Source organism: Ruegeria sp. AB9, from assembly GCF_056542585.1.
The window spans coordinates 100,178-126,499 of the sequence record NZ_JBQGAA010000012.1; the positions used below are offsets into that span (position 1 = coordinate 100,178).

Annotated in this window: 22 protein-coding genes and 2 pseudogenes; 20 read left to right on the forward strand and 4 right to left on the reverse strand. The window is 53.2% G+C overall.

From position 1 onward, the window contains the following. The first annotated feature begins 26 nt into the window (after positions 1–26). The 8 genes from ACR0K5_RS19530 to ectB all read left to right on the forward strand — a co-directional run bounded on the left by ACR0K5_RS19530 (position 27) and on the right by ectB (position 9,311). Complete coding sequence (locus ACR0K5_RS19530; RefSeq protein WP_480533934.1) at positions 27–2,264, forward strand: CaiB/BaiF CoA transferase family protein; 2,238 nt, start codon at positions 27–29, stop codon at positions 2,262–2,264. Between the two features lie 41 nt (positions 2,265–2,305). Continuing rightward, the gene (locus tag ACR0K5_RS19535; protein ID WP_480533932.1) at positions 2,306–3,529 is read left to right on the forward strand and encodes an aminotransferase class I/II-fold pyridoxal phosphate-dependent enzyme; all 1,224 of its coding nucleotides are present in this window, start codon (positions 2,306–2,308) and stop codon (positions 3,527–3,529) included. A 40-nt stretch (positions 3,530–3,569) separates the two neighbouring features. Continuing rightward, positions 3,570–4,376: a hypothetical protein gene (locus ACR0K5_RS19540; RefSeq protein ID WP_480533930.1), complete on the forward strand. Its 807-nt coding sequence runs from the start codon at positions 3,570–3,572 to the stop codon at positions 4,374–4,376. A 12-nt stretch (positions 4,377–4,388) separates the two neighbouring features. Beyond that, positions 4,389–5,159, forward strand: a complete 771-nt coding sequence (locus tag ACR0K5_RS19545; protein WP_480533928.1) for a glycosyltransferase family 2 protein — start codon at positions 4,389–4,391, stop codon at positions 5,157–5,159. Continuing rightward, positions 5,156–5,902: an SDR family NAD(P)-dependent oxidoreductase gene (locus ACR0K5_RS19550; RefSeq protein WP_480533926.1), complete on the forward strand. Its 747-nt coding sequence runs from the start codon at positions 5,156–5,158 to the stop codon at positions 5,900–5,902. The genes ACR0K5_RS19545 and ACR0K5_RS19550 overlap by 4 nt, the downstream gene beginning before the upstream one ends. Next, the gene (locus tag ACR0K5_RS19555) at positions 5,899–6,969 is read left to right on the forward strand and encodes a hypothetical protein (protein ID WP_480533924.1); all 1,071 of its coding nucleotides are present in this window, start codon (positions 5,899–5,901) and stop codon (positions 6,967–6,969) included. Before ACR0K5_RS19550 ends, ACR0K5_RS19555 begins: the two co-directional genes overlap by 4 nt. Further along, positions 6,966–7,907 carry a prephenate dehydrogenase dimerization domain-containing protein gene (locus ACR0K5_RS19560; RefSeq protein ID WP_480533922.1) on the forward strand — a complete coding sequence of 314 codons (942 nt, stop codon included), beginning with the start codon at positions 6,966–6,968 and terminating at the stop codon, positions 7,905–7,907. Before ACR0K5_RS19555 ends, ACR0K5_RS19560 begins: the two co-directional genes overlap by 4 nt. Before the next feature lie 147 nt (positions 7,908–8,054). Then, complete coding sequence (ectB, locus tag ACR0K5_RS19565; protein ID WP_480533920.1) at positions 8,055–9,311, forward strand: diaminobutyrate--2-oxoglutarate transaminase; 1,257 nt, start codon at positions 8,055–8,057, stop codon at positions 9,309–9,311. 336 nt (positions 9,312–9,647) lie between these two features. On the opposite strand, the pseudogene ACR0K5_RS19570 reads toward ectB, so the two are convergent. Next, positions 9,648–10,678 (reverse strand): annotated as a pseudogene (locus ACR0K5_RS19570) (IS110 family RNA-guided transposase). 110 nt (positions 10,679–10,788) lie between these two features. Continuing rightward, positions 10,789–11,243: pseudogene (locus tag ACR0K5_RS19575) on the reverse strand (IS5 family transposase); the annotation flags it as partial. A 749-nt stretch (positions 11,244–11,992) separates the two neighbouring features. Between ACR0K5_RS19575 and ACR0K5_RS19580 the strand changes: the two are divergent. Next, positions 11,993–12,343, forward strand: coding sequence for a DAHP synthetase I family protein (locus ACR0K5_RS19580; RefSeq protein ID WP_480631241.1), 351 nt, complete (start codon positions 11,993–11,995; stop codon positions 12,341–12,343). Positions 12,344–12,398: 55 nt separating this feature from the next. Continuing rightward, positions 12,399–13,622 carry an MFS transporter gene (locus ACR0K5_RS19585; protein WP_480533918.1) on the forward strand — a complete coding sequence of 408 codons (1,224 nt, stop codon included), beginning with the start codon at positions 12,399–12,401 and terminating at the stop codon, positions 13,620–13,622. Positions 13,623–13,862: 240 nt separating this feature from the next. Here the strand turns inward: ACR0K5_RS19585 and ACR0K5_RS19590 are convergent, their stop codons facing one another. Together ACR0K5_RS19590 and ACR0K5_RS19595 are read right to left on the reverse strand one after the other, a co-directional pair. After that, a complete protein-coding gene (locus ACR0K5_RS19590) occupies positions 13,863–14,450 on the reverse strand; it encodes a shikimate kinase (RefSeq protein WP_480533916.1) in 588 nt (195 codons plus the stop codon). Positions 14,451–14,540: 90 nt separating this feature from the next. Next, a complete protein-coding gene (locus tag ACR0K5_RS19595; protein WP_480533914.1) occupies positions 14,541–15,182 on the reverse strand; it encodes a TetR/AcrR family transcriptional regulator in 642 nt (213 codons plus the stop codon). 434 nt (positions 15,183–15,616) lie between these two features. Between ACR0K5_RS19595 and ACR0K5_RS19600 the strand changes: the two genes are divergently transcribed. The 10 genes from ACR0K5_RS19600 to ACR0K5_RS19645 all read left to right on the forward strand — a co-directional run bounded on the left by ACR0K5_RS19600 (position 15,617) and on the right by ACR0K5_RS19645 (position 26,207). Then, the gene (locus ACR0K5_RS19600; protein ID WP_480533912.1) at positions 15,617–16,174 is read left to right on the forward strand and encodes a twin-arginine translocation signal domain-containing protein; all 558 of its coding nucleotides are present in this window, start codon (positions 15,617–15,619) and stop codon (positions 16,172–16,174) included. Between the two features lie 6 nt (positions 16,175–16,180). Beyond that, positions 16,181–17,740 (forward strand): GMC family oxidoreductase, encoded by a 1,560-nt coding sequence (locus ACR0K5_RS19605; protein ID WP_480631238.1) that lies wholly within the window; start codon positions 16,181–16,183, stop codon positions 17,738–17,740. Between the two features lie 57 nt (positions 17,741–17,797). Then, on the forward strand, positions 17,798–19,225 hold the full coding sequence (locus ACR0K5_RS19610) for a coniferyl aldehyde dehydrogenase (protein ID WP_480533908.1): 1,428 nt from the start codon (positions 17,798–17,800) through the stop codon (positions 19,223–19,225). A gap of 76 nt (positions 19,226–19,301) precedes the next feature. Further along, complete coding sequence (locus ACR0K5_RS19615) at positions 19,302–20,930, forward strand: AMP-binding protein (protein ID WP_480533906.1); 1,629 nt, start codon at positions 19,302–19,304, stop codon at positions 20,928–20,930. Positions 20,931–21,046: 116 nt separating this feature from the next. Continuing rightward, complete coding sequence (locus tag ACR0K5_RS19620) at positions 21,047–21,292, forward strand: DUF6489 family protein (protein ID WP_480533904.1); 246 nt, start codon at positions 21,047–21,049, stop codon at positions 21,290–21,292. Positions 21,293–21,466: 174 nt separating this feature from the next. After that, positions 21,467–21,934 (forward strand): MaoC family dehydratase, encoded by a 468-nt coding sequence (locus ACR0K5_RS19625; protein ID WP_480533902.1) that lies wholly within the window; start codon positions 21,467–21,469, stop codon positions 21,932–21,934. A gap of 22 nt (positions 21,935–21,956) precedes the next feature. After that, positions 21,957–23,591, forward strand: a complete 1,635-nt coding sequence (locus tag ACR0K5_RS19630; protein ID WP_480533899.1) for an alpha/beta fold hydrolase — start codon at positions 21,957–21,959, stop codon at positions 23,589–23,591. Positions 23,592–23,603: 12 nt separating this feature from the next. Then, positions 23,604–24,419: a poly(3-hydroxyalkanoate) depolymerase gene (gene phaZ / locus ACR0K5_RS19635; RefSeq protein WP_480533897.1), complete on the forward strand. Its 816-nt coding sequence runs from the start codon at positions 23,604–23,606 to the stop codon at positions 24,417–24,419. 9 nt (positions 24,420–24,428) lie between these two features. Then, the gene (locus ACR0K5_RS19640; protein ID WP_480631239.1) at positions 24,429–25,697 is read left to right on the forward strand and encodes a DUF445 domain-containing protein; all 1,269 of its coding nucleotides are present in this window, start codon (positions 24,429–24,431) and stop codon (positions 25,695–25,697) included. Positions 25,698–25,796: 99 nt separating this feature from the next. Then, entirely contained in the window at positions 25,797–26,207 is a 411-nt protein-coding gene (locus ACR0K5_RS19645; protein WP_480533893.1) for a phasin family protein, read from the forward strand. Positions 26,208–26,322: the final 115 nt, after the last annotated feature.

A 26,322-nucleotide genomic window follows, 5' to 3' on the forward strand; every position in this document is an offset into this window, starting at 1 on the left:
TTCTAGAATCGCCTTTAGGTTTAATAATGACGCCAGTAGTTAATGCGCCCCTGCGCCTCCCCAAAATGCCACTTCGCGGAATGCGCGTTTGTGAGATTTCGCATCACCTTAGCGGTCCGTTATGTGGTCTCTATCTAGCTGAATATGGCGCTGACGTGGTTCGCCTCGAACACCCTGCGGGTGATCGGTTACGTCGAGTCTTTGCCGAAGGTCATGAATACGGCGCACCATTCGCCGCTACCAATCGAGGTAAGCGCATCGTTCGAGCCGACCTGCGCACAGAAGAGGGCCTGCGAGTTGCAAAAAGACTGATTTCAGGATGTGATGTCGTAGTCACCAATTTCAGACCCGACACTTTGTTAAAGCTGGGACTGGGCCCGGACGCGGTTCAGGCCATAAACTCGACAGCCATTTATCTCAGCCTGTCTTCTTGTGGGTGGGAAGATGGCTTTCGCACCGTCGGTATGGATGACGGTGCGGCACAGGCAGCGTCTGGTCTTGCGCATGCAACCGGTTGGTCTAATGATGAACCGATTCTGGCCCCCATACCCATCGGCGCGACTGTTTCGGCACTGTTTGGCGCTATCGTTGCTACAGCCGCTTGGGCCCGCGGCGTTTCTACGTCTGTTGACTGCGCCCTAGTCGATTCACTTGCCACTTGTCTTGAATTCCCTCTCATGAAAGCAGCAACATTTGGCGAAGTGCCTGCGCGTAACGGCGGGCGCCACCCGTCAAGTTCTCCTAGTCAGCCCTTTCGGACCAAAGACGGCTTTTTAGCGATCATGGCGGCCTCCGAAACGGACTTCGACAAACTCATGACCGCGTTAGAACTTCGCGACCTCCCGAAAAACTCTCACTTCAATACTTATGCGGCCCGCCTGCGAAACCGCGACATGCTTGAAAAGCAAATCGAAGTTGTACTGAAAACAAATGATACCGGATTCTGGTTTGAGCGGCTTTCGGCATTAGGAATAGCTTGTGCACCTTTGCAGACGCTGGACGAAGCCATTGAGACCGCCAAAACACAGGATTTTGGTACGATCCACCCGTTGCCCTATGGCAATTCACAATGCGATATCGTGGCGATCCCTGGTGGCCGTGCGGCGCGAGGATTTGGGAATGCCAAGGGACCGTCGGATATTGCAACTCCAGGTTGGTCCCGCAGATCTGGTGCTGCGTTGAAGCAACCGACCTGTAAAGTTCTGGATGGAGTGCGGGTGCTTGATCTGACGAGATTTCTATCTGGACCATTTGCCACGCTTATTCTTTCCGATCTAGGCGCCAATGTCTTGAAAGTTGAACCGCCTGGGGGTGATCCTGCCCGACGTTTCAGCCCCTTCCTCGGAGAAAAGAGCGGGTATTTTGCGTCTGTAAACCGCGGCAAAAACACCGTTACTGTAGACCTCAAGGAACCAGATGGCCGAATCAGGATTTTGGAGGAGGTCGAGCGAGCCGATATCCTTGTTGATAACTACCGCCCGGGTGTGATGGACCGGCTTGGATTGACGCAGAAGGCGCTTGAAGAACGCAATCCGAATCTCGTGAGGGTGTCCATCTCCGGTTATGGAAGTGACCGGCCTTTTTCGAACCGCGCGGCCTTCGATATGACGATGCAGGCTTTCACCGGCATCATGCACCAAACCGGCCATAGCGTTCGCGACTATACGCGACTTGGTTTCTCTGCTGGGGATATTACAACCGGGCTTTTCGCAGCGTTCGGCGTGGTGGCCGAGCTTGCGAGCGTGAGGCGGAAAGTAGACAGGGCGGCAACCCTCGAAATCCCAATGTTCGACTCACTGATGGCTATACTAGAGCCATTAATCGTACGACAGTCAGTCGGCCACCCCGCAGTCATTAAAGCCGGGGGGCGTCATTCTGGCGGCACCCCGATTGGAATGTTCGCCTGTGCCGACGGGTACATCTATCTTTCGGCGGCTGACGACAAAAGTTTCGCTAAACTCACTCAGATACTCAAAATGAATGACACGCACAAGAAATTCGTGGCTCTTGACAAGCTTGCACGGCAGAATGCGAGTGCAGAGATTGATGCCGCTATCGAACAGGCTTGCAAGGAATGGCGCATCGAAACGCTCTGCGCGGAACTTGAAGCAGCAGGGATTCTGTACAGCCCCGTTCTCGATCCTCTCTCAGCAGTACAAAGTCCGCTCTTTCGCGACAGAAACCTATTCGAGGATTGGGACGGATTTCGGCTCATTCGCACACCGTTTCGAGACATCTCCAAAACCATCGGAGAACGTCGCTAAGCCCCACAGCCTAAACCCAAACGCCTACACGAGGACACTTTATGAACATCACCGATCTAAATCTCGACAGGCCGACCAATCAGTTCACAAATCTTGGTAAAGCCATATCTCTTGGCAATGAGGCTTGGCAGGCTGTTGACGATGCAGGGCTTCTAAACATCGGAGTCGAACACTGCGATTCAGGGCGGCTCATCGACGAGAATGGCCATACTTTCATTAATATGTGTTCTTGTTCGTATCTTGGTCTCGAAGGACATCCAAAAATCGTGGAAGGCGCGGTTAAGTCTCTTCGTAATGCAGGCACTCTTAACCTTTCCACCGCGCGGCTACGAATCCACTTACGACAAGTTGATCAACTTGAAGAAGCATTTAGCGGCCTGTTCAATGCTAAGGTTTTCACCACCATCAGTTGCGCCGCTGGATCCGCTGGAGTTCTCCCTATCATTGCATCAGGCGCCCTTTCGGGAGGAAACAAGCCGGTGATGGTATTCGATCAGAACTGTCATTTCTCGATGAACCTGACCAAGCCAATATGCGGTGATGAAACCGATGTTTTCACCTGCAGAAACAACGACGTTGAATACATCGAAGAACTATGCCGTAAACATAAAAATGTCGCCTATGTGTCGGACGCCGCTTATAGTATGGGCGGGTTTGCACCAATGCAGGATTTGAACCGGCTGCAGGAAAAGTACGGTCTCTACCTATATCTTGACGATTCACATTCGCTGTCAGTGTACGGCAGGAATGGCGTAGGTTATGCACGGACGGCCTCCGATAGCCTGCATGACCGGACGATCATATCCGCATCACTCGGCAAAGCATTTGGAGCCTGCGGCGGAATTGTTATGGCTGGCAAGGCCATTAACGGTGCATTAGTCGAGAGGTTCGGCGGACCGATGGCTTGGTCGCAGTGCTTAAACCCCGCTGGTGTTGGCGCAGCTAGCGCCTCGATCGAAATCCATATGTCGGAAGAACTCGAGGAACGCCAGCAAGCACTTCGTAAAAACATCGCGCTCATGGATCAACTGGTACCTAGCTTAAACACCGGGAGCGAGAGTCCAATCCGCGTTGTGCCGATGCCTACGCCAGAAAAAGCTGTTACGATTTCAAAAGAGATGTACCGGCAAGGTTTTTACACATCGGCCATATTCTTCCCGATTGTCAAACGCGGAACTGCGGGTCTGCGGGTCATGGCGCGTGCAGACCTGTCTCACAATGACATCACGCGATTTGCCGATGCGCTCGCTGACGCAATGCACTAAATGCAGCAGGACATTGGCTCCAATTGAAGGAGTTCCACCTATGATCCGAATACTGAGAGCAGACGCCTCTTACTTCCATTGCATGTCACCAATTGACGTAGACCCCGAGCGTTTTCTCAAGCGACGCAAACGCCGTTGGGGGTTTCAGCTCGGCACCTACAGAGCGGAAGGCAATAACGGGACAATTCGGGTTAAGCGTGTTTATCTCAACTACCTTCCGAGAAAGAAACTATTCGATTTATCGCTAGTCTGCTTGCCAGGGCGTGTGTATCTGGTTTGTGGCAGCAGCCTTTACACTGAGCGTCTCGCTCGGGCGGTTCTGTCATTTGCAGTCAACAACGTTAACACGGCAGCATTTGTCGTTGCAGGCCGCGGTAAGGTCGGACGTGCCGTAGCACGCAGTTTATCGACTATTGGACCCGTTCAACTTGTCGGGCGGGCCGCCATCCCACATATGGATTTGTCGACCAGCATGCTTGTCCTCGCTACCGACGCCAGTACGCCGGTTGTTTTACCGAAAGCGGCGGCATCACGAGCGCCAATAGTCGTTTCTGTTGGCAACAAGACATCTCCTGTAGACTGTGAAGTCAACGCGGCGACATTTGGCAGTGTGCAAACGGACAACCAAGTCGAATGTAAACGTCGCGGGTTTACAGGTATCGCTCCAATGGAAGTTCTTTCCGAATATCCCAAAGATAATACCCTTATCATGCTTTTTCAGGACGACGCCTCCGAGTTTCGAGAAGCCTACGCATTTGTCCAAGCTTGGGAAAACACAAGTCGCAAAAGACACGTTCCAGGCGTTGTTACAACATCTCCTTCCTCCGACACCTCAACTTTAAATTAGAGATAAACTTAAATGTCGCATTTCAACCCAGCCCCGATTTTCACTGACCATTATACAACGGATCGCCCGGATGTTTCTGTAATTGTGCCTTGCTACAATTACGATCGCTATGTTGCACGCTGCCTCGAAAGCATTTCTGCTCAAACCTTACTTCCTACGCAGGTAATCCTTGTCGATGACGGGTCGAACGATAACTCACGCGATGTCCTCGCGGACTGGGCATCCAAGACAAAAGACCTAGAGGTGATGTGCCTGTTTTACGATCAAAACGGCGGCAAGAATCACGCGCTTAACCTTGCCTTCGACTGCGTACGAGGAAGTTTCACGTCTATCGTGGATGCTGACGACATCTTGATGCCATTCTTCTTTGAAACGCTTTTGGCAGCAGCGCAACAAAGCGGCAGAGATTTTGTTTACTGCGACAATGAACTAATAGACGAAGATGGAGACGTCATTGGATTAGGTCGGTCCTGCGACTTCGATGCAAATCTCGTCCGCACCGCAAGCTTTATTCCCGACAACGCCCCAACGAGAACGAATCTCATTCGGACTGTACTCCCGCTTGACGAGAGCGTGCGCAAAGGCACCAAACATCACCGATGGCAGCGGCTGGTTGCCGGTGGAGCACGCGGACACTACGTCAATCAGCCTTTATTTCAATATCGCATGCACACTCAAAACCTTTCTGGAATTGGCGATAGGATCAAAGCCGATTTAGAACAGTCAGTGAACCGCGAACCAATGCTGTCACAGTACTGGCCGCTAGAGGCACGGGAAACATGAGCACCTGTGCGGTCCTTTTCGGTCTCAATGATAGAGGGATCAGCGGCGCGGTTTGTCGAGCGTTACTAGCACGTGGTGTCACCGTGATCGCGGTTAGCCGCAATGCGAGCAGTACCTCTCTGGCCGATCACCCACAAGTAATCACAGTTGATATCGATTTTGAAGATTCGGATTGGTGCATGCACGCGATGGCACCGCTTGAAAAGGAAAACCTAAGGGTTGGCTATTTCGTGCATTGTGCAGCGGCAAACTTCACCAAAGTAAAAATTGGCGAAGCCAATATGAAAACCGTTGGTCGCGAGTTCCAAGTGGGGCTTTTTTCAGCGATGGAGTTCTTGATCCGGGCAGATGCTCGAATTGCAGATGGCGCGCGTGTTATCCTTTTTAGTTCCAATGCCGCTGTACGAGGAACTAGGCGGCGCGGATTTCACTACAGTTCCATGAAGGCCGCATTGAATGGCTTCGTTGTAGGTACTGCGGCAGAATATGCTGGACGGGGAATTGCCATCAACGCCATTGCTCCGTCCCAAACGCTTACCGAAAGAGTTTTTAATCACGGTCGGATCAGCCGCGGGGAAATTGAAAAGCGAATGAAGAGCTATTCACCCTTCAAGCGCGCTGCAAACCCTGACGAGGTGGCGGCTTTTACGATCGACCTTCTATTCACAAAATCTCCGTACCTGACCGGTCAAATAATAGCTTTTGACGGCGGCACAGCACTTAATTGGGAGGAAAAAACATGATCAAGGGTGATTTAAACATTCCATTTGTTTTGTTTCGTACAAGTGGCACTAGCGGTCCGGCACGATACATCGCACACTCGCGAGAAGCGGACCAGCAAGCGCTTGATCGGGGAGTTCGTTGTTTGCGTTCAGTATACGACGGCGAAGTCGTCGTGAATGCCTTTTGGCCAGCAGAGCTCAACGGAGCCTATTACTTCACGGAAGCAATCTGTCGCGACCTCGGCGTCAGCTATATTGGTCTCGGTCCCGGATGCCTCGAAGAACTTAGGCATCTCTCCGAAACGATCTCAGATATATGCATAGCAACCACGGGGACCAATGTCAGCAAGTACCTCAATAGCGGAATCCGTGTAAAGAAGATTCTCTTTGCTGGCGACGCGCCGACCACTGTTGCGCTTGACTTAGCAAAACGTGAGGGTGTTTCTATTCTCCCCTTAGCCTATTCAACTACCGAGCACGGCCCGATTGCACATTTCCACAGACGCTGTGGAGATCGATTTCTGTACAAGTTTTTCGACGAGACCGAAATGGAAATTGTTCCCACAAAACCCCAAAATCCACTAAAGGGCGAACTGCAAGTTCGGCTACGAGGCGGCAGCTTTCCTGATCTCATGTCTACTGGCGACATGATTCAAATGGTGCCAGACAAAGAGTCTAGGATATTCGAACTACTCGGCCGCCTATCGGATTCTATTAATTTTCAGGGTGGATTGCTGAAAAAATCGCAGTTCGAACACGAGCTATCACATTTTTTTGGTTCTATACCAAAATTTCAATGCCTGTATTCTCGTTCAGATCAGCCTTGGTTTCAACTCAACATTGATGCTCACAATTTTGATCGTGACGCACTCCAAGAACAGCTTTTTTCCAACTATGAAATCCAATTTGCCATATCCGGCGCGGAATTCACCGTCAAATCGATGGATGCTAAAAACTTTATCCATACTCGAGGTAAGCTCCTTCCTTTCGTCGAGACAAACCAAGCATTAAACGTACCCCGCGAACCCAAGCTAACGAGCAATCCAATCTCGTCTTCCAGCCCTATTACAGACGAGGTCAGAAAATGACTGAACTGGAAGACACCCAACCACCCGACCGAATTAGTAAGATCGCCTTGATTGAAATCGAAGGGGTACGCGCGTCGTTGGAGCGACCCATCCACCGTATCGACCTGACATCGCACGCTGAGCTGGTATTACAAGGTGCCGCAGAAATGGATCCGGGGCTCACGGTCAATACGACAGTGCTTAAAAACAACTGCACTTTCTCTTCGGAAGCCAAAGCGGCTGTGACCGATGCTGATTTGGTGGTACTAGGCACGTCTTGTAGTTCTTTTCCGGCAGTCATCGCCGAACTTGCTTCTGTGCTGAAACCAAGCGCAGTAATTACGGAACTGAACGCCGTTAACCATCCAGTTCTCGAGCAACTCAAATCGAAAATTCCTCCGCACCTGCGTTTTGTGCAGTCACAACTATTGGCTAGTATGAAATCCGATAACCCGTCATTGGCCGATCCCAATCGCGAGTACTTGTGTGTCATAATGCCGAACCCAATGGCCGACATTCCAGCTATTTTAACCCTTCAAGGTTTTTGGGTAAGTTTTGGAGCCAAGGTGGAAATATTGAACCCAAAAGACCGCGATACGATGATTGCGGTTATGTTGTTACTTCCACATTTGATAACACACAATATTGTCGCCACAATAGAAGATTTAGAGACCACGGTTGGTGTCGAATGCACAAAATTCTCTGCAGAGATATTTAGTAGGTTTACAAGCTCGATCCTTCCTTTTGATCCTAGTCAGTTGGGCGACAGCTGTGTCGCCAATCGAGACGTCATGCTTGAAGTGCTGGGCCGTTTTTCAGAGTTACTTGCCTCAATGCAGCGGTTCATAAGATGGGGTGAGGCTGAGAAATTAACTGAGTTACTCACGCGTACAGGCAAGTATCACTATCGTTCACCTGACGTACCTCTGCTCTCATTTGAGGCACTGTCATCCAATTAACTCGGTGCTCACCCCCCCTTCAGAAGGGCTCGCTCTCTGGAGGAAGCAATTGAAGAGTTATCGTGGGCGCTTACAGCTACAGACTGGTAGCAGCGCGTAAGAGCCACCAATCGCTTGCGGAAGTCAATAAAATGAAAGGAAACCACTATGGGACCAAGCACGCTGGAAATGCACGAGTCGCAGGTGCGGAGTTATTGTCGACAATTTCCCGTCGAGTTTGACCGAGCAGAAGGATCCTACATTTTCACTTCTGAGGGCACCCGCTACATCGACTTTCTTGCCGGAGCCGGATCACTCAACTATGGCCACAATAATCCGGCAATCCGCGACGCAGTAATCGACTATCTAACGGAAGGTCGCATTGTTCAATCGCTCGACCTCTATACTACCGCGAAGAGTAAATTTGTTAACAGTTTAGTACGCAGAATCTTGCGTGATCGCGGGATTGCGGATTACAAGTTCCAATTTGTAGGCCCGACCGGCACTAATGCGGTAGAGGCTGCACTTAAACTGGCACGCAAAGTGACTGGACGCAGTGGTATCTATGCTTTTTCAAATGCATTTCACGGCGTGACCCTAGGAGCCCTAGCAACCAGCGGGGAACAAACCAAACGGGCTGCAGCTGGGGTGCCATTGGACAACGTAACGAGAGTGCCTTTCGAAGGGTTTCTCGATGAACTCGACAGTATAGATTTTATCGAAAAAATGCTAAAAAACCCCTGTTCTGGCTGGTGTCCTCCTGCTGCCTTTATCGTTGAAGTCGTTCAAGGCGAAGGAGGTTTAAATGTCGCATCTTCAGAGTGGTTAAAAGCGCTGCAGAGCCTTTGCCGAAGATTTGGGTCGCTTTTGATTTTGGATGAAGTTCAGACCGGGTGCGGTCGTACGGGAGACTTCTTTGCCTTTGATGACAGCAGAATCGAACCAGATATTATTTGCATTTCAAAGTCCATTAGTGGCATTGGCCTTCCCATGGCATTCAATTTGCTGCGGCCCGAACTTGACTGTTGGAAACCAGGGGAACACAACGGCACTTTTCGAGGATCGTGCCTATCCTTTGTGGCAGCTACGCGAACTCTCGAAGAGTTTTGGTCTTCCACGTCATTTATCGAAAGCGTGCGTAAAAAGTCGGACTGGATGCGGGCGCAGTTATGCAAACTTCAGGACGACTGCCAAAGTGTATCTGTCGTGGGCAAAGGAATGATGCTTGGGCTTCGATTTCACGACGCAGTTCAAGCGAATGCAGTATCGGCAAAGTGCTTTGAAAATGGTCTCATCGTCGAGACTTGCGGACCCAAAGAAAATACACTGAAGATGTTGCCGCCTTTGACCACTTCAGACGAGGTGCTCTCCACGGGTCTGGAAATCGTGGCGCAAGCCACGACCACATGCCGACAGTATTCTTAATCGAAGTATTCAGTCTAGGCTCCAGACTTCGGTAACGGGGTCGTCTCATTCAAGCTGTTTTACGCAGAATACTTGATCCGCCAAGGCGGTGTAGCTTTTCTTGGTTTGTGTCCGTCCTGCTTTCTTTCATGGCCTTCGATTGAGATCCTTCGGGTACATGCTTCGGTTCGTGGTCAGCGCGACGGCTGCCAACATGATGCTGGTTCGATGTAATTCCCATGTACCCATCTCATAGGCGTGCTTGACGGAAGTCAGCGACGGTCCAGACCTCGGCATCATCGGAACCACGTCCCTGCGGGACCTCAAAGGCCTGCTGTCAGGCAGGCAACGGATAGGTTAGCAGACAGTGTTCGGTGCTGCGTCGGGCTGGAATATGGTGCCATCGACCCACATTCGATGGAGAATGACCGCGATGCGACGCGCGAGGGCGACCATTGCTATTTTCCGGCCTCGGCGTTGGGCGAGCTGGGTTCTCCATGTTCGAAGCCATGTCGACCGCCCGCGGTTCATCATGACGGTTGTTGCCTGACACAATGCTCGCCTCAGATTGACATCCCCGGCCTTGGTTATGCCGCCGGACACATCACGCTCACCGGATTGGTTGCGAGAAGGCGTCAGGCCAACCCAAGGACCAACTCTCTTTGAAGACCGAAAGCGGGACGGGTCATCGACGGCTGCCCGGAAGGTCAATGCCACAACTGCGCCGATCCCAGGCATCGTCATCAAGCGACGACAAACCGGATCGTCTTGAGTGAGCTGGCGAACCTGCTTCTCGAGCACCGCAAGCTCCTGTCGCAGAGAAGCTCTGGCACGCAGCATAGGTTCGGTAGCGGTTTCCAACATGGGATTGCCATCTGCCAACTCGCGGATACGTAGCTCGAACTTGCCGCGTGAGGTGCCCCCACCTTGAGGCCAAAGTTTCTCAGCAGTCCTCTTAGTGACTTTTCAAAAGCGATCATGTTCTGTTGAATAGCTTTCCGAGCACCGAGTACAGCGCGAGTTTCCTGAGCCGAGATGGATTTACAGTGAACAGGGCGGAACCAGCCTAGATGGAGCAGACGTGCAATCCCTTCGGCATCCCGCCGATCCGTCTTGATCGGCATAGTCTTCAATGCACCCTTCACCTGGCGGGTTTCCATAAGCACTGCATCCAAGCCTAACTCTGCCAGCCCTCGATGTAGCCACTGCGACATAGGTCCAGCCCCTAAGCCAATCGCGGCGATGCCGTGGGCCAAATCACCCAGCCAACGGGCCAGAATCTCGGGATCGCTCGCCGCCTCAGCCTCTTTGACTATCTCGCCATGCTCACTGATCACGCAAATAGCGGTCATGGCGAGTGATACATCCAATCCAATAAACAATCTCATCCCGTAGTCCTCCATGCAGATTCAATACGGGAATGGCGACAGCGCGACGCAGATATGACAAGTGGCAACGGCGGTGCGTGACGCAGGCCCTGTTACGGCATCTCATTGATTTACAGCCAGAACAAGACGGTGGCTGCGAGCGCGATGGCCGAGAGGAAGACCTTCGGGCATCGATCATAGCGAGTGGCGACACGACGCCAGTCCTCCAGGCGTCCGAACATAATCTCGATTCTGTTGCGACGATTGTAGCGGCGCTTGTCGTTCCGGACAGGCTTGTCGCGTAATTTTCGGCCTGGAATGCAAGGCATTATTCCCTTGTCTATCAGGGCTTCACGGAATCAGTCCGCATCATAACCGCAATCATCCAGTAACCATTCAGCCGATGGTCGGCCGTTCACCAGAGCCCTGGCTCCTGTGGAGTCGTTAACCTGACCAGCAGAGAAGAAGAGCCGAATAGGTCGACCAACACTGTCGGCGACGGCGTGCAGCTTTGTGTTCATGCCACCCTTGGTCCTACCGATCAGTCTGCCACGCCCCCCTATTTCAACCGCAGGCTGGAGGCTAGCTTATTATATGGAAGATTATGCCCGCTCGAACATGGCGACACCAGAATACATCCAAAAAGTATCTTGGGTTTCGTCTACACTCGAGGTCTCAGGCATAGGTGTTTTCTGGGGTTTCCAACCATTCCTCGTTGTGGTGCTTCTACCTAGAAAAACCGAAACACCCAGCAACAGGCGACTATATCGTATCTGTAGCAGCCACTTATTCAGTAGAAGCTATCACAACAAGCCGATATCTACGAGCCACTTAGCAAGGACCATTGTCGCCAGGGCAAATGCGGCCCCCAGAAACATTGGCAGTAGTACAATGCGCCAAGTTGGCTCTGTCGCCCGCTCTATCGATTGAGCCAGTGCATCGCGAACTAAAACGGAAAGCTCTGCGTCCGAGGGAAATTTGATTCTAGCCATCGCCTTCTTCTCCCGAAACTGCTGTCAATCATCAAGTAGCGTACTTCCATGTTGCAAGCGGGTCAATTTGAGAAGGTAAACAGCTGCTTACTTACGGCAGATCCCAGCGAGATTTGATTTCAATATAGCTTTCAAGGTCTGGTAGCCGCTTGACACCGAAGTAAAGGCAAGTTTCTAGCTGTTTGAGCCCAGAGTTTGATGTTCGACTGCAAGGAGGGGCGAACCTTTACCCTAAATTTAACCACAAAAGGCAACTTTTCTTGGCGGCGAAGGCAGGATTGCAAAGGCGGTCAAAACAATTGGCCTTAACTACAAAGGGTTAATCGTTCCGGAAAGGCAAAATATCTCTGCATTTGATAGCTATGACAATTTGGTCGTGGATATGCTGGGTATCAGAACGATGAAAGAATGCAGCAATGACGCGCCAGTAATTTTTGACGTGACGCATTCGCTGCAAATGAGAGATACAGGAGCTAGCGCATCAGGTGGCCGCAGACACCAAGTTGCAGAGCTGGGTCGAGCAGGCCTAGCAGTGGGAATTGCGGGGCTGTTTCTTGAGGCCCATCCTGATCCGGACAATGCGAAATGCGATGGCCCTAGCGCGCTGCCCCTTGATCGGCTGAAAGACTACCTCATTCAGATGAAATCTGTGGATGATCTGGTCAAGAGTTTACCCGAATTCGAGCTGGCCTAATGCTACCCGCCACAAGGAGCCAGCATTGTGACGCAATCGTAGTTCGATGACGGTGATGAAGCGTTTCGAACGTATTACCCTCTATATCGCTCTGACTGCGCTTACGGCTTTTGCTATAGATGGTATTTTGCCAACAATGCCGATGATTAAAGCCTCTTTTCATCCAGCTTCTCAGGTATCTGGAGAACAGGTGATTACGGCGTTTGTGCTCGGCATGGCTATCGGAGAATTGATAATAGGACCGATTAGCGATGCAGTGGGCCGTCGCCCTGCCGTGATTGCGGGTCTCGCGGTCTTTGTCTCGGGGTCGGTCGTTGCAGCTATGGCGGATTCTTTCGCTGTGTTGGTCTTTGGCCGCATCCTTCAAGGCATAGGTGTGGCTGGACCAAAAATTGGTACACGCTCGATGATCCGCGACTGCTACGCTGGGCCTAACATGGCCAAGATCATGTCTGTAATTTTCACTTTGCTCATTTTGGTTCCTATGATCGCACCAGCCGTCGGCGCAGCAATCGCGGTTATTATTGGGTGGCGCGGTGTATTCTGGGCTTACCTTGTACTGGCATTTGGGCTTGGCAAATGGTTGTGGGTACGGCATCCCGAAACGCTTTCCGTCGAGAACCGCGTGCCACTAAAACCTCGACTTCAGGCGCGCAACATCTGGTTTGTGGTCAGCCGTCTCGATGTCTTTACGGCGGTGATAGCCACTGGCTTAATCTTCGGCGCACAGTTGACCTATTTTTCGGTGGTGGCGGACATATTCGGTGCGTTGTACGGCCTTCCTTCGCTTGTGCCTGCGCTCTTTGGTTTCATCGCGACCGGAACTGGTGCGGCACTGTTGATGAATGTCTGGCTGGTCGGTCGCAAAAGCATGGAACTTCTTATTCTTACCGGCGTATCTCTTCAGGCGGTGTCGGGCGTTGGCCTCTTGGTTGCCGCATCTTTCTTCGACGAGCACCCACCCTTGGCGGGTTTGCTTTGCATAGTTTGGTTAGGTTTCTTCGCCCTTGGTCTTTTGTTCGGCAATCTCAATGCGTTTGCAATGCGCCCACTCGGTGCCCTGGCCGGTCTCGGTTCTTCAATTGTTGCATCATGCTCCAGCCTCGTAGCTTTCCTATTCGCTACCACATTTTCAATGCTAATCGATAATCCCGTTTTGACAAGTGCTTGGTCATTCACACTTTCTGCTGCGGTCGCCGCCGCCCTTATCCTGACCTCGGTTTTAAACGGTACGCGCAAGCAAGCCGATTGGCATTTCCGTAGACCGAAAAGAATTTGATCTGACCATTGAACACTATAGTTGGTTCAATGATCTGCCTCAAAGTTCGCTTCTTGTTCCTTATAGTGCCCGAATATGCACGCTCAGTCCGGTTAGGCCAAGATGGACAGCGAATGTTCTCATGACTCTGGCTTGGAAACGCTTCTAGCTGTCAACCGGGCACGAGCCGAAAAGAAAATGACACAAGGTGGCATAGACTCCGCGGCTGTCAAAGCATCAGTACTTTGATCAGTACCCCTGTCAGCTCAGTTGAACCGGAGCTTCGCGCTTTCTGCTGCTACCATTGAAGCTGGCATCAATGCGCTTCAGTACGCCATCCAAATCGAAGGCTGCGGCTTGCGCATTCAGCAATTGAGGAAATCCGAGTCGACGGTATTCGATGATCCGCCGAAGGTACTTCATACGCTCAGGTTCGGATTCCAGGTTAAACCCACGTCGGATTTGCCGCGCGGCTACAATCTGCGCCGCATTCTCATCGTCAGTGTGAGGAATAACTAGGAAGGGCGCTCCATTGGCTTTCACAGCGGACAGCAAAACCGACCGCATCGGCCCAACCATATCTTCGCTGAGGATGCCTGATGAAAGCGACAACACCATGTGAATTGGCGAATTCTCCAAAAATGCCAATAAAAGTTCGCCATTTCGACGAGTGTAGGCTGAATAACCGTAGTTTCTTATGAAAAGTCGGATGTTCTGAACTTCGGCGCAGAACATCTCATCGAGATCAAAATGGACGAGGGATCGGGCCTTGGCAACCTGTCTGGCGAGCGTCGTCTTTCCTACTCCACCGGGGCCAACAAAAATGATCCGTTTGGGCGGTGAAACCACAACGACCTCCTGCAAATCCCATTCGTTTCCGTGTGCGAAGGCTTTGAAGCGCTCGGCGTATCGATCAAAACCGTTTAATGTAGCTGGTCCCTAACTCGCACCGGAATCGGTCGTTGTAGGACCCAAAATGGGTGTCAAATGCGCCTTAAACTCGAGTAACAATTCCTCGCGTGTGAGTGGCGTTCCGGTAATCTGATTTAGCATCAAGAAACGGAAAATACCGTCAACCAAAGCATACTTGATTTCAACCTGAACGGGGTTGAGATGCCCCGATTTTACGAGGACTCGGCGCAAGACATCGATCAGCATTGCCTCAATTTCAGCGACTACGGGGCGAAAGTTCTCGTCGAACATCGCTTGCGTGCGAATGTCGTACCAAAGGCGATGGATCATCTTATCGTCGATAATCGAAGCAACGAACGCTTCAGAAAGTGTGTCGATCACCTGTGAAGAGTGCCCGACGGAATCCAATGCATCAGCGATTTTTTGTACGAATACAAGCTTGTAAATCCGGATACAGTAGATGATGAGTTCAGAGCGATCTTCAAAATAGTAGTGCATCATTCCAAGGGACAAGTCACTCTTCTCGGCGATATCCCGAAGCGATGTGTTCGCATAGCCCAACTCTTTCAGGGCCTCGATCGCACTTGATGCAATTTCCCGGCGCTTCGCGTCCCGCTTAGCAATTTTTCGCTCGACACGCTGTTTGAGTTTTGCGGGCATTTCATCCATGTCCACTATTTGAATTTTTTACCTGTTTAAATCAAGTGGATCCGGCAAGAAAACTGCGGCTTTGTTTGAGTGGTTTCTTGGACTAGAAGAAAAATAATACATTTAATCTGGACAATTGTCCTAAAAATATGTTTCAAAAATATGATTACTGTGTTTGGGTAACAGAATCACAGAGCCATGCTGGGCATCAGGACCCATCATCGGGGAGTCTCGATGACGGACAGCGGTAGTGAATCCGCTTTCAGGGATTTCCGGCACAGGCTCAGCGTAACGTTTGCCCGGTCTGTTCGGAGTACTGATAGGGCCGCTCGAACCGCGTCTCGGAGGAGAAGGCGCGCTCGATAACGGGTGACGACAGCGCCACATTGATGCCGTGTGAGGGCACGGCGACTTATCAGAGGCTGCAAGGGTTAGCTGAACTGAGAGGAAATGAGATGAAGTACTCGGCGCCATTCGACGTGTCCCGTCGAAGGTTTTTAAAGTACGGTGCCGTCGGCGCTGCGCTTCTGGCAGGTGGTGGCATTGTCGCGACCCGTTTGACCGATGGAGGCGTGGTTAAAAGACTTGAATCTCTCAGCCATCTTGATGCTGGCGCACAAAGTGTTTTCGGCGCCGTTTCAGATACCGTTCTTGATGGCATGCTGCCAGAAGAGGAAACCGAACGCACCGCGGCGATCGACGATGTTTTGCGCGGCGTCGACGTCCTGCTGACCGATCTGCCAGAAACCAGCCGCAAGGAGATCACCGATCTTCTGGGGCTACTCGCCAACGCACCGACGCGCTTCATTCTTGGCGGGCGGTGGGGCAATTGGGAAACGGCCAGCCGTGCCCAGGTGCACAAATACCTCAATGACCTCGCATCGTCTTCCCTCGCATTAAAGCGCACAGCCTTCGTTGTACTGCGCGACCTGCCTGTTACGGCATTTTATAGCAGTCGGCACAGTTGGGAAATGGTGGGCTACGACGGACCACTTGTTGACAACGAAGCTTGATGGGGGGTGACCTTGAATATTCATGAAATTTACAACGGAAGTAGGATCGAAGCTGATCTAACACTCTCGGCAGACGTGGTGATTGTCGGATCTGGAGCGGGCGGCGGCTATGCCGCCGAGGTGCTCAGCACATCCGGATTGCGGGTCGTTTTGATTGAAGCTGGCGGCTATCACACCGCCAAAACGTTTTCGCAAAACGAAGGCAAGGCTTACCCTATGCTCTATCAGGAGGCCGGCGCCCAGAGAACCAAGGATAAGGGCATCATTGTCTTCCAGGGACGCGCCGTCGGTGGATCAACCACGGTAAACTGGACCACCAGCTTTCGCACGCCCGAAAAAACCCTGAACCAATGGCAGGACGTGTACGAAGTAAGGGGGGCGTCTGTGGACGACCTTGCCCCCCATTTCGACGCGGTCGAAAAACGGCTTAACATTGCGCTCTGGGACGAGTTCGAACCAAATGCCAACAATGCCGCGCTCAAACGCGGATGTGAAGCTTTGGGATTTCATGCTGCCATCATCAAGCGCAATGTCAAATACTGCGGTGACACCGGGTTGTGCGGCCTTGGCTGCCCTCTTAACGCCAAACAGTCGATGCTGATCACCACCATTCCGGGCATGCTCAATGCGGGCGGGGCACTTGTTCACAACGCCGAGGCAGTGCGCATCATTCATAACGGTACCCGTGCCAGCGGTGTTGAGTGCCGCGCACTAGATGCGCAGGGTAATCCGAATGGCAAGCGAGTAACTGTCGAGGCACAGCACGTGGTCGCATCCTGCGGCTCAATCCGCAGTCCCGCGTTAATGATGCGTTCGGACATCCCCGATCCTTCGGGATTGCTGGGCAAGCGGACTTTCTTGCACCCGGTCAGCGCATCGCTGGCCGTCATGGACGAGATCACTGAGCCTTTTTACGGGGCACCGCAATCAGCCTATTCGGACGAATTCCTCTGGCCCGAGGACGATCGCGTTGGGTTCAAGTTGGAAGTGACACCGCTGCAGCCTGTGTTTGCCGCGGGGGTTTTCGACAAGACCATGGGACGGGGCAGTGCAGAATTGATGAAAGACCTGCCGCGAATGCAATCTATCGTTTCGCTCCTACGCGATGGCTTTCATGATGGCGCGGTGGGTGGCACGGTCGAATTGGTTGGTGAGCGCCACCAAACCGTCGACTACCCGATCACCGACTACATTCGCGAAGGGTTGGTCCGATCTCTTGGGGCGGCGATGGAAGTGCAGTTTGCTGCTGGCGCGACGGCAGTCTACCCATGGCATTTGGCAACCGAGCGGCTGACCTCGATGAATGATGCGGGGGCTTGGCTGGATCGTGTGGACATGGGGATTATGAATCTTCTTGTCGGTTCGGCTCATGTCATGGGTGGGTGCATGATGGGCGAAGACCCCGCACGCTCGGTCGTCAATTCCGAGGGATCGCACCACGTAATCGAAAATCTGTCCGTGTTCGACGGGTCAGTCTTCCCAACGTCCATCGGAGCCAACCCGCAGGAATCAATCTACGGAATGACTTTAAAAAATGCAGGTGCCTTGGCTGCGCGAATGGCCTGAGGACGCAGACAGATTGCGTGGGATCACAACAAATAAGAAACTGGCGAGGCTACTGAAATGGATACTCAAGTGAACTCAGAAACTACTACTCTGCATGACGCCTTCAGCCTTTTGAGAACGGGTTACGAGACCGAGAGATTCCCAACCTTGAGAGCCCGGAAAAACCGTTTGAAACGTCTGGAAAAGCTCCTCTGTAAATACGAGCACAGGTTGGTCGAGGCGATGAGTAAAGATTTCGGCCATCGATCACACCATGAATCTGCAATGTTCGACATTCTGCTTTCAATCAGTGAGATCCGCGACAACTGGCGCCACCTTCGCAAATGGATGAACCCACGCAAGGTTAAGACACGGTTGCATTTTTTGCCGGCTAAGAGTCGCCTGATTCCACAACCCTTAGGGGTGGTTGGTGTTATGACACCGTGGAACTTCCCCGTCTATCTCGCCATGGGCGGGATCGCCAACGCCTTCGCGGCGGGCAACCGCGTGTTGCTAAAGCCAAGTGAACTCGCCCCCGCGACCAATGCGGTACTTGCCGAAGCCATTGCAGAATTTTTTTCGCCCGGCGAGCTCGCTGTGGCTGAAGGGGGAGTCGAGGTCGCTCAGGCGTTCAGCGCCCTGCCCTTCGACCACATCATATTTACCGGATCAACTATGGTGGGTCGCAAAGTGGCAGAAGCCGCCGCCCGCAACTTGACCCCGGTAACGCTGGAGTTAGGGGGAAAGTCACCCGCTTTGGTGACTAAGTCGGCCAATATCACCACTGCGGCTAAGTCCATCGCCCATGGTCGATTGGCCAATGCCGGACAGGTCTGCATAGCGGCCGATTATGCACTTGTGCCGCGTGCTGAGCAGGACAGCTTTGTCGAAGCGGCCGGAGCCTATATGCGCAAGCTCTACCCGACCTGGGAAAACAACCCGGATTACTCCACGATCATCACCGACCGGCATTTCGAACGGCTTCACACACTTGTAGAAGAGGCGGTACGCGATGGCGCAACTGCGGTACGCCCGCACGGAGACCCCAAAGAGCGATCAAACGCGCGCTACTTCCCGCCGACAATGCTGCTGGACGTGCCCAAACAGGCACGAGTAATGCAGGAGGAGATCTTCGGGCCAATCCTGCCGGTGGTGGCATATGATACGCTCGATGACGCTATTTCACATATCAATGCAGGAAGCCGACCGCTGGCGCTCTACCTATTCGCCAAAGGCCGCAGCGAGCGTGACAAGATACTAGCGGAGACGGTTTCAGGCGGTGTGGTCGTCAATGATTGCCTCTGGCACGTGCCAAACGACAGCCTGCCCTTCGGCGGCGTCGGAAATAGTGGCATGGGGTCGTACCACGGTCAGGCAGGTTTCGATGCCATGTCCAAGGTCAAACCTGTCATGTATCAGCGTCGACTACGCGCCACCCAGCTTTTTCATCCGCCCTACGGAAGCGTAGTTGAGGTCTTAGGCAAGGCGATGCGCAGAATCGTCTGACCCCGCCTACCGCGCGCAAAAGTTGGAAAAAAAAGTAACAACCCCACCAGCCCAGTCATTTTCAAGGAGGAAGACAATGACCAGACACTGGCTCAATTCTTACGATCCCGGCGTTCCGGATCATATTGATTCCGATGCCTATCCGTCGATCGTAGCCTTGTTTGAGCAAGCAGCGGAGCGATACAGGGATCTGGTTGCGCTTGAATGTTTCGGCCACAAGATGACCTTCGGTACGCTCGAGGAAAAATCGCGAGCGGTGGCCGCCTATCTGCAAAACGAACTAGGTGTAAAGAAGGGCGACCGGGTTGCGCTGATGGCACCCAACGTCTTTGCGTTTCCGATTGCCATGCTGGGTATCCTGCGTGCAGGCGCCTGCCAGGTGAATGTGAACCCGCTCTACACCTCGCGCGAGTTGGAGCACCAATTGCAGGATTCCGGCGCTGAGACCATTGTGATTTTTTCGGGTTCGACACCGGTTCTGGCCGAGATCATCGACAACACACCCGTCAAGCAAGTCATCACCATGGATCTGGCGGATGGAACTAGTCTGCCTCTGCAGAGCCCGCAAGTGGATGGTCGTCTGTCCGATACTATCGCGCTGACCGACATTCTTTCACAGGGCGCGGATTTCAGCTATTCGAAGGTCAAGTTGACCGGCGATGACCTACTTTTCCTGCAATATACCGGTGGCACCACCGGCCCGTCCAAAGGTGCGGTTCTGAACCACCGGAATCTGGTAGCCAATATCGAGCAATACAAAGCCTTTGTCTCGGATGCGGCGACACCAACGGAAGAGGTGGTTGTCCTGGCACTGCCTCTCTATCACATTTTTGGCCTTATGCTTCTGCTGACCTACACGTCGCTGGGTTGCAAGATGATCCTGATCCCCAACCCGCGCGACATTGACGCCTTCCATACGGCGATCAAAGATGCCGGCGTCACGGTCTTTCCGGCGGTTAACACGCTATTTGCGGGTCTGGCCATGCACCCAGGCACCAAGCAGGTGGATTTTTCCAAGCTTAAAGTCTCGATCGGTGGTGGAGCTGCAATTATCGAAACCGTTTCGAAGAACTGGAAGGCGCTGACGGGACAGCACATTACCGAAGGGTATGGGCTGTCGGAAACTTCTCCGCTGCTGACTATCGTGCCGGTGGGCAGACCAGAATTTACCGGCTCGTGCGGCCTGCCCGTTTCATCAACCGACGTTAAATTGTTGGATGATAACGATGAGATCGCTCCTCTGGGAAAACGCGGCGAAATCTGCGCCACCGGACCGCAAGTGATGTCGGGATACTGGAACAAGCCGGACGCCAACGCGGAGGCTTTCACCAAAGACGGGTATTTCCGTACGGGCGACATCGGCGTGTTCGATGAAAGTGGCTACCTTCGTATCGTGGACCGGAAAAAAGACATGATCATCGTATCGGGTTTCAATGTGTTTCCCAACGAGATCGAGGCAGTCGTGACCGCCGTCGACGGGGTAGCAGAATGTGCCTGCATCGGCATTCCCGACGAAAAAACCGGTGAAGCGATCAGCATTTTCGTGGTCAAAAAAACCGGTGCGGAGGTGTCCGAAGGGCAGATCGTCGCGCACTGCCGCAAGGAAATGACAGCCTACAAGACACCACGCAAAATCACCTTCGCTGACGAATTGCCCAAATCCGCGGTCGGCAAGATTCTCCGGCGCGAATTACGCGATCTCTGATACGAACGCTGTGCGCCACCCCACGAAACTGGGCCCGGCGCGCAGCTCCACAGGGTCGAGGCTGGCGCCGCGCTGGCTTGAGCCCCCAAATTCCGTCGCGCAACAGGAGCTGAAGGATGAAGATCACCGTTGAAATCGATTGCACCGCACAAGAAGCCCGGGAAGTCATCGGATTACCGAACGTGCGTTCTCTACAGGAAAAATGGCTGGAGAAGATCAGCGCGGCAATGATGGCCGATCCCAACAACTTCTCACCTGAGACGCTGATCCGCAATTGGACGAAGTCGGCGGCTCCGGGGTTCGAGATGATGCCAGAGATGGTCCAAAATCTGATGAAATCAGCGTTGCCGGAAAAGACGTAACCGACAACACGACGAGGATCGACACCCGACGAACCAAAGCGCCCTTGATGAATGGGCAAGCTGTTTCAGGATCTCACGCTCCATGAAGCGCCGATCCTACGCGGACCGCCGAATTCGAAATCACCACCTGCTCGCCGTGACCGGTGCGCACCGAAAAATGACAGGAGGAAAACAATGGCTGCTCCCGATGGATACAGCACCGCAACGATGGCCGATTTCCTAGGCTGGAAATTCGACAGCACGAATCCAATCCTTGTCGATCAGGATCGGATCAACGGATTCGCCACGTCGACCGGGGACCATCAGTGGATCCATGTTGATGTGGACCGCGCCAAGCAGGAAAGTCCGTTCGGCGCGCCGATCGCGCACGGTTTCCTGACGCTGTCGCTGCTGGCGGCAGATGCTATTAATTCCGGAGTCATCCCACCTGATGCCAAGGCCGTTCTGAATTACGGGCTGGGCAAGGTGCGATTCCTGGCCCCGGTAGTCGCGGGCGCGAAGGTGCAGGCCAGTTACAAGCTCGCAGCCGCTGAAGACAAAGGCCAGGGCCGCACACTTCTCACGATAGACAGCACACTGGGCGAGGCGGAAGCAGACGCTCCTGCCGTTGTTGCCGAACTGATGGCAATGGTCATTTCTTAAGGACACAAAGGGAGAGCTGGATATGCCTAAGAAAACTATGGAAACATCGGCTGACATGGCCAAAGCGATGGCCGAGTTCTATACATCATCCCTGAAGCAACCGGATCAACTGCTCGCTTCATATTACAGCTTTGTGATGGAGAGTGTTGGCGCGATGACCGGCCGATCAGATGTACAACCGGCTCTCGGTGATCGCCGCTTTTCCGATCCGATCTGGCAGTCTAGCCCTGTCTACAAAGCAATGATGACCAGCTATCTGAGTTGGTGCAATCATCTCAACAACTGGGTCGAGGAACTCGAAATCGACGACCGGGATAAACTGCGCGCCAAGTTCCTAACCTCACTTGTGACCGACACGATGGCACCTACCAACATGTTGATGGGCAATCCGCAGGCGATGAAGGTGACGCTGGAAAAAGGCGGTAAGAACCTGTTGAGCGGCACCAAAAATCTCATCGAAGACATGCTGAATAACAACGGCTTGCCCTCGATGGTTGATAAATCCAAGTTCACTGTCGGAGAAAACCTGGCCCTGACCGAGGGGGCGGTGATCTATCGCGAAGATCTGCTGGAGCTGATCCAGTACACGCCGCAGACTGCCAAGGTATTCAAACGTCCAATCTTCATTATTCCGCCACAGATCAACAAGTTCTACATCTGGGATCTGGCACCAGATCGTTCTGTGGTGGAATATCTTCTCAAACAGGGCCATCAGGTCTTCATTGTCAGTTGGCGTAACCCAGGCGAGGAGCACGCTCATTGGGGCATGGACGAATATGTGCATGCTCTTGATCGTGCAACCGAAGTAGCCTGCGATATCACCAATTCGAAAGATCTCAACATCGTCGGTGCCTGTTCCGGCGGGATCACAGCTTCCCTGCTTTTGGCGTATTGGGCAGCACAGGGAATACACCGTGCCAATAGCCACACGCAGCTGGTGGCAATTTTGGACATTGCCGGAGCAAAGGAAACGGCTATGGGGCTCTTCGCCAATTTCGAGACATTGGAACTGGCGCGGATGTTTTCTCGAACGCAGGGTGTCCTGCCCGGGAAGGACTTGCAAAAAGCTTTTGCGTGGTTGCGCCCCAACGATTTGATTTGGGCCTATTGGGTCAACAATTACCTGCTGGGCAACGAACCGCCAGCCTTCGACATACTTTATTGGAATGCCGATACAACAAATCTGCCCGGCAAGTTGCATGGCGACATGATCAAGCTGATGGAACAAGGCGGAATGAAGAAGGGAAACACCTGGTATGTCGGAGATGTGGAGACCGATTTGCAGGCAGTGACCTGTGACAAGTTTATTCTGGGCGGCACAACTGACCACATAACACCGTGGGAGGGTTGTTATTTGTCGATGCAGGGTTTTGGCGGCGACAACGAATTCGTTCTGTCACAATCGGGGCACATCCAGGCGATCATCAACCCACCCGGCAATCCCAAGGCGCGTTACATGACCAACACCGGCAGCCACGGCAGTCCCGAGACCTTCCTGGAGGGCGCAGAAAAACACGAGGGTTCGTGGTGGGACTACTGGGCCAAATGGCTGGAGGCGCGCGCGAATGACAAGAAACTGGCGCCAAAATCGTTGGGCAACAAGGCTCACTCACCACTTATGGACGCGCCGGGGGCTTATCTGCTGGAAGACGCCTGAGGATCTAATAGAATGAACATAGAACAACAAACTCTAACAGCCTCGGGTCAGGAGTGGAATGTTGCGGTCATCGGCGACGAAGACGCTGAAAGAACATTGCTGCTCTGCAACGGGATCGGTGCCAGCCTGACCACAATCGGACCCTTCGCAGAACATTTCAAACGTACTCGCCTCATAGCGTTCGATGTTCCGGGCGTTGGCGGATCGCCGACGCCAACGCTGCCCTATCGGTTTGCAAATCTGTCGCGTATGCTCGGGGACATTCTTGACCAGCTGGGGATCGGGAACGTGGACGTATTCGGTGTGTCCTGGGGCGGTGCGCTGGCGCAGCAATTCGTGCATGACCATCAGCGCCGCTGTCAATCCTTAACCTTGGCCGCAACGACAGCCGGAGCCGTTATGGTTCCCGGCAGCGTCAGCGTGCTCAGCAAGATGGCAACCCCGCGACGCTATACCGACCCCGATTACCTGTTTTCCATAGCCAAGGATATTTATGGTGGTGAAATTGCATTCGAAAAGGAGCTGCTGAAGGACCACACGATGGCAATGCAGGCAGGCGATACTCGCGGTTACATCTACCAGTTGCTCGCCGCCTGGGGTTGGACCAGCTATCTTTGGCTCAGCCGGATCAGGATACCAACGCTAATCCTGATGGGTGAGGACGATCCGTTGGTACCGCCGGTCAATGGTCGCATTCTGGCGCGGCGTCTGCCCAATGCCAGGCTGGAAACAGTCGATTGCGGACACATGTTTGTCCTGACGCAGGCCGAGCGTATTGCCGACCGGGTCGAGTCATTCCTTCACGAAGACGGTAAGGCTGCCGCCTGAGGGGCTAACATGCACGCTTCCAAACCTCCATCCGCGCACGTCGCTGCCACGGGCGCGGGGGCGGACGACGCCAGGGGGGTCCGCCGGACCGCATCAACTCTTCTTGGCGGCCTGCTGTTGGTCTTCGTTGCGACCTCTATCCCGGACGACCCGCCCCGCTGGATCCTTCTCGCCCGCGCGATGGCGGAAGCAGGCATGATAGGCGGGTTGGCTGACTGGTTTGCAGTCGAAGCCTTATTCCGGCGCCCTCTGGGCCTACCAATTCCACATACGGCGCTTTTACCCAAAAACCAAAAACGTGCGGCTGAGAACATCGCGCGTTTCATCGACGAGCACTTCGTGATTCCCGAGCAACTGCTGGCGCAAATCCGAGCCGTGGATCCGCTGCACAAAATCACCGATTGGCTAGCACAGCGTGAAAATGCCAAGATCATCGGTCAGGAACTGTCTTGGGCGCTCCGGATGCTCCTGCACGTCCAAGTTGAGCGCGGCACTCCCGCACCTGTCAGGCAGTTGGTTTCGAAAACGATACGACGTCTGGCCGCATCTGACCGACTTGAGGATCAGGTCTCATCCCTTCTTAAGCAATCGCTGGATACCGAATTGCTTGATGCGGTTCTGGTACAGGTACAGAAGGCGATCAACGAAAACCGCCCGGCAATCGTGCGTATGGTACAAGATCGCAGCCGCTGGTGGATCGCCAAAGGCATCGATCGGCAAATGGCGTCGTTGCTGGTCGAGGGTGTCATGTCGGTGCTCAATGAGTTGAGCAATGCCGAGTCACCGCGCCGTGCCGCATTTGCTCACTCAGTCACGGAGATTATTGATCGGTTCCGCGAGGATCGGGTCATTTCGCGCTTTATCGAAGATAGCCTGAGAGATCGGACAGGGTCAAAGGCCTTCACCCACGCGGTCGAGGATTTGCTGCAGGCGGCACTGACCGAGATCGACAGACAGGTCACGAACGATCCGGATGGGTTCTCTGACACTATGACAGATGCAATTCTGGAAATTGCCCGGTATCTGGCAGACAACCACTCAGCGCGAACCGCAATTTCCGATCGGCTCGAAACGGCGCTTTTGACAATGTTCGAAGCAATGCGCCCACCGGTGCGCGAATATGTGGCCAGAACTATCACAGAGTGGGACAGTGACGCACTCGTGGCCCGGATCGAGACCGAAGTGGGCCGCGATCTTCAGTTCATTCGGATCAACGGATCGATACTGGGCGCCGTACTGGGTGGAGTTTTTCACGTTACCGGGCATTATATATTCTAGTTATGGAATATTACGCTGCGTCGCAGCATTTCAATTGTTGCACTGCAGCATTTCCGTCTTACATTCCACTCACATCACCGATGAATAAGGATCAAGACCATGTCTAAGAAGATCGAGACGAAAGCTACTGGCACTGAAACCCACGGTGCCATTGACAACGTCACCAACCGAGTGGCCGAGACCGGAAAAGCGGCAAGCGGGTTGTTCTCTGCCTTGATCACAGGCAGCCGTACCGCCCTGGAAGGTGTGATTGCAGTTGACAAGGCGCTTCTTGGCTATGCCGGTGAAGCTACCAAGAGCGTTACCGATTTGGGACGCCAGAGCATCAAGGCCAAGTGTATGAGCGAACTTTTGGACCTGCATGTTGCACATGCTCATGACCGCATCGAACAAAGCGCTGCCAACACACGCGAAGTGCTCGATCTGGCTCAATCCAAAGCAAAAGAAGCATATGTGCCGATTAAGGAAGCAATGTCGGCCTACTTGCCCGAAAAAAAGCCGGCGGCTTGATCTGCTACACGACGTAAAGAAAAGAGGCATCACCGGATTCTCCGGCGATGCCTTTCTCTATTAAGAATTCCCGTCAAGTCGCGCCGCTCCTTCAGTATGCTTGCGCTGCCCTTAA

Bases quoted from the DNA above. Each gene is read 5' to 3' on its own strand.
- ACR0K5_RS19595 (WP_480533914.1), bottom strand. From the start codon at position 15,182: ATGGATGAAATGCCCGCAAAACTCAAACAGCGTGTCGAGCGAAAAATT.
- ectB (WP_480533920.1), top strand. From the start codon at position 8,055: ATGGGACCAAGCACGCTGGAAATGCACGAGTCGCAGGTGCGGAGTTAT.
- ACR0K5_RS19530 (WP_480533934.1), top strand. From the start codon at position 27: ATGACGCCAGTAGTTAATGCGCCCCTGCGCCTCCCCAAAATGCCACTT.
- ACR0K5_RS19630 (WP_480533899.1), top strand. From the start codon at position 21,957: ATGCCTAAGAAAACTATGGAAACATCGGCTGACATGGCCAAAGCGATG.
- ACR0K5_RS19645 (WP_480533893.1), top strand. From the start codon at position 25,797: ATGTCTAAGAAGATCGAGACGAAAGCTACTGGCACTGAAACCCACGGT.
- ACR0K5_RS19535 (WP_480533932.1), top strand. From the start codon at position 2,306: ATGAACATCACCGATCTAAATCTCGACAGGCCGACCAATCAGTTCACA.
- ACR0K5_RS19640 (WP_480631239.1), top strand. From the start codon at position 24,429: ATGCACGCTTCCAAACCTCCATCCGCGCACGTCGCTGCCACGGGCGCG.
- ACR0K5_RS19600 (WP_480533912.1), top strand. From the start codon at position 15,617: ATGAAGTACTCGGCGCCATTCGACGTGTCCCGTCGAAGGTTTTTAAAG.
- ACR0K5_RS19615 (WP_480533906.1), top strand. From the start codon at position 19,302: ATGACCAGACACTGGCTCAATTCTTACGATCCCGGCGTTCCGGATCAT.
- ACR0K5_RS19545 (WP_480533928.1), top strand. From the start codon at position 4,389: ATGTCGCATTTCAACCCAGCCCCGATTTTCACTGACCATTATACAACG.
- ACR0K5_RS19560 (WP_480533922.1), top strand. From the start codon at position 6,966: ATGACTGAACTGGAAGACACCCAACCACCCGACCGAATTAGTAAGATC.
- ACR0K5_RS19555 (WP_480533924.1), top strand. From the start codon at position 5,899: ATGATCAAGGGTGATTTAAACATTCCATTTGTTTTGTTTCGTACAAGT.
- ACR0K5_RS19625 (WP_480533902.1), top strand. From the start codon at position 21,467: ATGGCTGCTCCCGATGGATACAGCACCGCAACGATGGCCGATTTCCTA.
- ACR0K5_RS19550 (WP_480533926.1), top strand. From the start codon at position 5,156: ATGAGCACCTGTGCGGTCCTTTTCGGTCTCAATGATAGAGGGATCAGC.
- ACR0K5_RS19620 (WP_480533904.1), top strand. From the start codon at position 21,047: ATGAAGATCACCGTTGAAATCGATTGCACCGCACAAGAAGCCCGGGAA.
- ACR0K5_RS19610 (WP_480533908.1), top strand. From the start codon at position 17,798: ATGGATACTCAAGTGAACTCAGAAACTACTACTCTGCATGACGCCTTC.
- ACR0K5_RS19540 (WP_480533930.1), top strand. From the start codon at position 3,570: ATGATCCGAATACTGAGAGCAGACGCCTCTTACTTCCATTGCATGTCA.
- phaZ (WP_480533897.1), top strand. From the start codon at position 23,604: ATGAACATAGAACAACAAACTCTAACAGCCTCGGGTCAGGAGTGGAAT.
- ACR0K5_RS19585 (WP_480533918.1), top strand. From the start codon at position 12,399: ATGAAGCGTTTCGAACGTATTACCCTCTATATCGCTCTGACTGCGCTT.